At 64.5% G+C, this 6,023-nt stretch carries 9 protein-coding genes and 2 tRNA genes; 3 read left to right on the top strand and 8 right to left on the bottom strand.

Annotation, left to right across the window (positions count from 1 at the left end):
- Nucleotides 1-83: 83 nt before the first annotated feature.
- From A5724_RS09945 to A5724_RS09920, 6 genes are read right to left on the bottom strand one after another with little or no spacing between them, the layout of a single operon-like run.
- Entirely contained in the window at nt 84-497 is a 414-nt protein-coding gene (locus A5724_RS09945) for an MmcQ/YjbR family DNA-binding protein (protein WP_067800094.1), read from the bottom strand.
- Nucleotides 490-993 carry a metallophosphoesterase gene (locus tag A5724_RS09940; RefSeq protein WP_067800091.1) on the bottom strand — a complete coding sequence of 168 codons (504 nt, stop codon included), beginning with the start codon at nt 991-993 and terminating at the stop codon, nt 490-492. The genes A5724_RS09945 and A5724_RS09940 overlap by 8 nt, the downstream gene beginning before the upstream one ends.
- Before the next feature lie 10 nt (nt 994-1,003).
- On the bottom strand, nt 1,004-1,564 hold the full coding sequence (locus A5724_RS09935) for a DUF664 domain-containing protein (RefSeq protein ID WP_067800087.1): 561 nt from the start codon (nt 1,562-1,564) through the stop codon (nt 1,004-1,006).
- A 17-nt stretch (nt 1,565-1,581) separates the two neighbouring features.
- The gene (locus tag A5724_RS09930; protein ID WP_067800084.1) at nt 1,582-2,280 is read right to left on the bottom strand and encodes a Rieske (2Fe-2S) protein; all 699 of its coding nucleotides are present in this window, start codon (nt 2,278-2,280) and stop codon (nt 1,582-1,584) included.
- Complete coding sequence (locus A5724_RS09925) at nt 2,277-2,774, bottom strand: RNA polymerase sigma factor (RefSeq protein WP_082964947.1); 498 nt, start codon at nt 2,772-2,774, stop codon at nt 2,277-2,279. The genes A5724_RS09930 and A5724_RS09925 overlap by 4 nt, the downstream gene beginning before the upstream one ends.
- A 57-nt stretch (nt 2,775-2,831) precedes the next feature.
- Entirely contained in the window at nt 2,832-3,305 is a 474-nt protein-coding gene (locus A5724_RS09920; protein ID WP_067800082.1) for a DoxX family protein, read from the bottom strand.
- A gap of 85 nt (nt 3,306-3,390) precedes the next feature.
- Here A5724_RS09920 and A5724_RS09915 point away from each other — a divergent pair, with 85 nt between their 5' ends.
- The 3 genes from A5724_RS09915 to A5724_RS33670 all read left to right on the top strand — a co-directional run bounded on the left by A5724_RS09915 (nt 3,391) and on the right by A5724_RS33670 (nt 5,698).
- Nucleotides 3,391-4,761 carry an adenylate/guanylate cyclase domain-containing protein gene (locus A5724_RS09915; protein WP_067800079.1) on the top strand — a complete coding sequence of 457 codons (1,371 nt, stop codon included), beginning with the start codon at nt 3,391-3,393 and terminating at the stop codon, nt 4,759-4,761.
- Nucleotides 4,762-5,099: 338 nt separating this feature from the next.
- Nucleotides 5,100-5,525, top strand: a complete 426-nt coding sequence (locus A5724_RS34920; protein WP_067800075.1) for a cupredoxin domain-containing protein — start codon at nt 5,100-5,102, stop codon at nt 5,523-5,525.
- A gap of 35 nt (nt 5,526-5,560) precedes the next feature.
- Nucleotides 5,561-5,698, top strand: coding sequence for a hypothetical protein (locus tag A5724_RS33670; protein ID WP_156752212.1), 138 nt, complete (start codon nt 5,561-5,563; stop codon nt 5,696-5,698).
- 102 nt (nt 5,699-5,800) lie between these two features.
- Here the strand turns inward: A5724_RS33670 and A5724_RS09905 are convergent.
- Both A5724_RS09905 and A5724_RS09900 read right to left on the bottom strand, forming a co-directional pair.
- A tRNA-Arg gene (locus A5724_RS09905) sits at nt 5,801-5,876 on the bottom strand.
- Nucleotides 5,877-5,924: 48 nt separating this feature from the next.
- Nucleotides 5,925-6,013, bottom strand: a tRNA-Ser gene (locus A5724_RS09900).
- Between the last annotated feature and the right edge of the window lie 10 nt (nt 6,014-6,023).

The following is a 6,023-nucleotide window of genomic DNA, read 5'->3' as shown; positions in this document are numbered from 1 at the left end:
CATCCCCACCCATGACTCGAACATATGTTCGACCTTTAAGGAAACTCGAGTGCCGAACCGAAGAAAACTCTAAGAAATAATCGCTAGCCGTCCTGCTCGGCCAGCCACCGGTCGGCGCGGCGCTTCGATGCCCGCGACAGCCAGGCATCCTGTATCAGCTCGGTCAGCTCGGCTCTGCTGATCTTGCGTAAGTCCTTGGCGCGCACCAGAACTGACGGGTGATCGTCGAACCGGTCGGTGCTGAAGAACGGCGAGTCCGGATCCTGGATAAGCGCGAGTTTGTCGCTTTCGGACGCCACCCAGATCATGATGACGTCGGCGTACCGCTCGCCGGTGTCGGGATCGGCGGCGTCAGGCTGCGGAGTGCGGAAGAAGACGAACGACTTGCCGCCCACCTGATAGATCGCATTTCCCTTCGGGCCTTCGATCCGGGTGACGTGCGGCATGGAAGCGGCGATTTCGTGCACGTCGGCGGTGCGGGCATTGCGGTCAGCCACGGCGCTCCACGTTGTGCAGCACGACATTTGAAAGGGCGGCGTTGTCGACCGTCGCCGTCATGTAGGTGCAGAACGGTTGGCGCCGTCGGTCGGTCGGCGAACCCGGGTTGAGCAACCGGAGACCGGTCTTGGCGGTGGTGTCCCAGGGGATGTGGCTGTGCCCGAACACCAGCACGTCGCTGTCGGGGTACTCCTTGGCCATCCGCGCCTCGCGCCCGGTGGCGGCGCCGGTCTCGTGCACGACGGTGAACCGCAGCCCACCGAGCGTCGCATCGGCGCGTTCCGGCAGCCGACTGCGCAGCTCCGCGCCGTCGTTGTTGCCCCAGCACGCCACCAGCCGCTCTGCCCTTGCTTCGAGTTGGTCGAGCAGCGACGGTTCTACCCAGTCACCGGCATGCACCACGACGTCGGCCGCGTCGACCTCCCGCCATACCTGTGCGGGCAGATCGCGGGCCTTCTTGGGGACATGGGTATCGGCGATCAGCAGCAGTCGCACGACCCTCAACTTATCGGTTCGACACCGGGCGCCATCCCGGCGGGGGATCCTCCCCGACCCGGCCGTCGACCGCCTCGCGCAGCAGATCCGCGTGGCCGGTGTGGCGGCCGTACTCCTCGATCAGATCGCACAACAGCCTGCGCAGGCTCGCGTGCTCTCCGGTGGGGGCTGTGAGATGAACCCGTTGATCGAGCCCGCCGCCGGCCAGTGCCGCGTCGAGCCTCGCGCGGGACCGTGCCACCGCGTCGTCCCACAACTCGTAGAGATGGTCGGGCGTATCGCCTGCGGCGGAGGTGAATTCCCAGTCGTTGGTGCCGTCCCACGACGACTCCCACGGTTCGCCGAGCGGGTCGCCCTTCAATTTCTGGGCGAACATGTAATCCTCGTTGATCGCCATGTGCTTGAGCAGGCCGCCGAGACTGAGCCCCGAAGCCCCGATGCGCGCTGCAAGGCCGCATGCATCCAGGTCGTCGGTCTTCCACCGGAATGTCATGCGCAACCGCTCGAGCGCACCGATGAGGTGTTCCACCTCGGTGTCCGCGAGCGGAGGCTCCCATGGGGTGTCGGTCATGGCGACACCGTATGCGGTCAGGCGGGCTTCGTCGGCGCGAAAACCTCGATCATGCCGTTGTTTTCGCGCACCTGGAATTTCGGCAGCGGTGGCGGCGCGACCGGCAACTGGTGCGTGAGGGTCGCGCCCTCCAGCGAGAACGACGTCGAGTGACATGGGCAACGCAACCGGCTATCGGGCGCGTCCAGCCACAGCTTGCAGCCCTGATGCGTGCAGACGCCGGATACCGCTTCCAGCCTGGCGTCGGTGCGGTGAACGAAGCCGTTGACCACGCCGAGGTCGAAGGCCAGCGCGCCACCCTCGGGAAGATCGCCGGTCTCGCCGACGGCCTGCCACGCTCCCGCATTGGGCTGCAGCTCACCTTGAGCCTGCGGCGTCGCCTGTTCCGTGACGGTCGGCGCCAACAGGTTGCGGCCGACCACTAATCCTGCCGCCGCCGACGCCGCGGCCACGGAACCGCCGATCACCACCTCGCGGCGCCGCAGAGCCCACCGCGGATGGTCGACGGCCGTTTGCTCTTCTGCCATTTCGGCGGCCAGCCGGCGATGCAGATCGGTGACGAACTCCTCACGGGGCGCATCACTGCCCAACCGTGCGGCCCGCAACTCGATCGCGGTCCTCATCTGCTCGGCTTCGAAGTCATCGGGGCGAGCGTGCTGGGTGCGTTGTCCGCGTAGCAACCCCTCGATGAATCGGCGTACGGTGCGGTTGCTCACGACGTCGCCTCCTCACCGTGCTGCGCCGCCATCCGCAGCGCGCGGTATTGCAACACCTTGGCGTTCGAGACCGTCACCCCCATTTGACTAGCGGCCTCTCGAACCGAAAAGGCCTGTAGGAAGCGCAATTCCAGTATTTTGCGGTAGTTTTCCGGGAGCCGCTGCAGCAACCGACGGACTTTGTCGGGCGCATCGCTGGCGATCAACTCCGGCTCGGCGGCCTCGGGAACATCCTCCTCTATCGACGTCACCGGCTTGCCCATCCGTTCGCCCCAATACGACGCCAGCACCGTGCGAGCCGTCATCCGAAGATACTTGCGCACCTCGGGGACGGTCGCCGAAACCCGCAGCGGCTTCAGGGCCGTCATGAAGACTTCCGCGGTCAGGTCCTCGGCGTCTGGCTGGTTGCCGACCTTGCCGTACATCAACCGGTAGACCCAGGTGACGTTGTCGCGGTAGACCGCATCCCAATCCGCGTACACCGCACCCGTCACGGGTTGAAGCCCCGCCACAGGGTGCGGACGGCGCTCCTCACGCTCGCTGCGGATCACTTACGTGGCTACGGCAGGGATGCGGTCGGCGTTCATCCTGGCGTCGAACGAATATGTCCCAGCACCGACAATGAGCAGGAAAACGCTGCCGCACAGCATGGCGATTTCGAGGCGGCCCTCATGGAAGAAGTCCCAGAAGCCGCCTTCCTTCGGATACAGCGGAGCGTGGCCCCACAGCAACGGCACTTTGGTGATTCCAAGCGCGCCCAGCATGTCAACAATCATCGGCAGCGTCGCGAGCCGTGTCAGCAGACCGGCAAGAATCATTGCGCCGCAGCCGATTTCGGCGATGCCATCCAGATAGGCGAAGAACGTGCCGCCCGGGATGCCTGCCTTGATGAATCGCCCGGGACCGAGTGCGTCGGGCCGCAGGAACTTGAGTACCCCTTCGCCGGCGAAGATCAGGCCGACGTAGAGCCGGATGAGCACCACGGCGCCGGACGCGCGCGTGGCGGTGAACTGGTTCAGCGTCATGCCAACAGATAGCGGCGAGGGTTACACCGTTGCCAAATTGTCAGAAACGCCCTGTTCAGCGTGGTGGGTGGGATACTGACGATCGATGGCCCAGTTGCCGCGGACGCAGTACGCAAAGGGCCCGGGGGGAGACCTCGCCTTTCAGGTCGTCGGCGACGGACCGATCGATCTGGTGGTGGTTCCGGGCTGGTTCTCCCACGTCGACATGCTCTGGCATCACCCGGGATGGGCGTCGTTCATCGGGGACTTCGCGTCCTTCTCCCGCGTGATCCTCTACGACAAGCTCGGGACGGGATTGTCGGATCCGATAGACCGCGTGCCTACGCTCGAAAGCCGCATCGACGACTTGCGCGCGGTGATGGATGCCGCGGACAGTCAGCGTGCGGCGCTGTTCGGCTTCAGTGAGGGCGGTCCGATCGCGATGCTGTTCGCCGCGACGTACCCGGAGAAGGTGCAGGCCTTGGTCCTCTACGGCACCTACGTCAGCGGCTCCGGCGCCGACGACGGTTCGCCGGGCCGAGCGAAGTGGATCAGGTTGATGAACACGATTCGGCCGACGCTCGACCGGTGGGGTGGGGGTCAAACCATCGACTGGGCGGCGCCCAGCCTGCAGCCCAGCTCGCAATACCGGGCAGGCATGGGCGCGCTGGAACGGGCAGGCATGAGTCCCAAGATGGCGCGACTGACGTTCGAAGCCGTGCTCACCCAGGTCGACGTCACGGACGTGTTGCCGAACGTGCGCGTGCCGACGCTGGTGTTGCACCGCAGGGACGAGGCGATTCCGGTGGAGTTCGCCCGCGAGATCGCAGCGCAGATTCCGTCCGCACGGCTGGTCGAGTTGGACGGCGTCGACCATCTTCCCGCGGTGGGCGACATCAAGTCCATCACGGGCGAGGTCGAGCAGTTCCTCACCGGGCACCGGCACGCGCCGCCACCCGACCGGGTGCTCGCCACGGTGTTGTTCACCGACATCGTCGATTCGACGCGGCAGGCGGCCGAACTGGGCGACCGAGGCTGGCGTGAGGTGTTGGGACGGCACGACGAGCTGACTCGCCACACGCTCGGCTGCTTTCAAGGCCGGGCAGTCAAACACACCGGCGACGGGTTCCTGGCGACGTTCGACGGCCCCACCCGCGCCGTCCGGTGCGCGACCACACTCGTCGAACGGATGCCGGAGATCGGCATCGAAATCCGAAGCGGATTACATACCGGCGAGTGTGAGGTTCGCGGTGACGACATCGGCGGTATCGCCGTGCACATCAGCGCGCGCATTGCCGCTCTGGCCAACGGCAGCGAGGTGTTGGTGTCGCGCACGGTGAAGGATCTGGTCAACGGTTCCGGCATCACGTTCGCAGACCGCGGCACTCACGTGCTGAAGGGCATTTCTGCGGAATGGCAGCTCTATGCGCCGGTGGGCGAGCACGACCCCGCTCAGGCGGTATTCGACCGAAATTGATTGTGCGGGGGAAGATTCGGAGGTGGATCGATGCAGACGTACACAGCGAGTTACTACCCGCCGGGCTTCGATATTCCGATCTCCTCGCTGTGCTGGGGAGCCGTTATCTTCGTCGCCATCGTCGCGTGTTGTCTTGTCACGTGGAAAACGAACGAGTCGCTGCGCAGTCGCAGGAGTTCGCGGCAATCAAAAGCCGACGACAGGCTCACGCAGCACTTGCTAACGATGAGTTGTTATCGAGCAGCGATTCAACAATCACCTCATGAAGCTCTCGCCCGCTGCGACGAGAAGGTTGACGTGTTTAGCACCGCTGGCTTACCGAAAAGGCGAGGGACGATATGAAACGCATCGCGGCCCTGATCGGGTCATTTCCACTTTGCGCTGCGGTGCTACTGGCGTGCGGCGGAACAAACGAGTCACCGCCCTCACCTACTCCCGCAAGTCCGAACGCGCAGTACTCAATTCCAGCAGTGCCGTCCCCATCGGCGCCAAGTCCCCCCGGCGCTCAAGACGCCGCCAGTTCGATCGTTATTTCCAACATGGCGTTCGCCGTGCCGTCGTCTGTCAAACCCGGCCAGCAGCTGACCATCGTAAATAAGGACGACCCGAACCACACCGTCACGGCCGACGAGAACAACCTATTCGACATCCGGATATCCGGGGGTGGCGGCATCGAGACGTTCACCGCTCCAGCGACGCCCGGAACCTACCCATTCCACTGTAAGTACCACGCCAACATGCATGGATTGCTGACAGTCCAGTAAGCCGCCCGAAAGCTACGACCACAACATCGGCCGAGTTGTTCGACCTGTGGATCGAAGCCGAGGCAGCCGAAGACGGCATCGCGGAGCAGTCGATCAGCCAGTACCGGCAGGTGTGGCGGACCGAGTTACAGACGAGTAAGGCGAGCAGGCATTTGTTGGCGATGGGCAGATGACCTGTCCTGGGTGACTCCGCAAAGCTTCCGTCCACTGTCGCCACCGTGGTGCGCGACGCGCACGGCCCCGCGGCGGCTCAGCAGCAGTTTTCCGCTGAAAGTTGGCGCGCCCGAAGGGATTCGAACCCCTAACCTTCTGATCCGTAGTCAGATGCTCTATCCGTTGAGCTACGGGCGCAGTGTTGTCGAACCTATTCAGTTGTGCGGCCGACGCAGTCAGCCACGGCGGAGGCGAGAGGATTTGAACCTCCGGTCGCCTTTGAGGGCGACAACTCATTAGCAGTGAGCCCCATTCGGCCGCTCTGGCACGCCTCCTGACGTTTAC

It is taken from the genome of Mycobacterium sp. ACS1612 (assembly GCF_001667505.1).
In the GTDB taxonomy this organism is placed as follows: Bacteria; Actinomycetota; Actinomycetes; order Mycobacteriales; family Mycobacteriaceae; genus Mycobacterium.
This window is presented reverse-complemented; position numbering and strand designations above follow the sequence as displayed.

Bases quoted from the DNA above. Each gene is read 5' to 3' on its own strand.
- A5724_RS34920 (WP_067800075.1), top strand. From the start codon at position 5,100: ATGAAACGCATCGCGGCCCTGATCGGGTCATTTCCACTTTGCGCTGCG.
- A5724_RS09920 (WP_067800082.1), bottom strand. From the start codon at position 3,305: ATGACGCTGAACCAGTTCACCGCCACGCGCGCGTCCGGCGCCGTGGTG.
- A5724_RS09915 (WP_067800079.1), top strand. From the start codon at position 3,391: ATGGCCCAGTTGCCGCGGACGCAGTACGCAAAGGGCCCGGGGGGAGAC.
- A5724_RS09935 (WP_067800087.1), bottom strand. From the start codon at position 1,564: ATGACCGACACCCCATGGGAGCCTCCGCTCGCGGACACCGAGGTGGAA.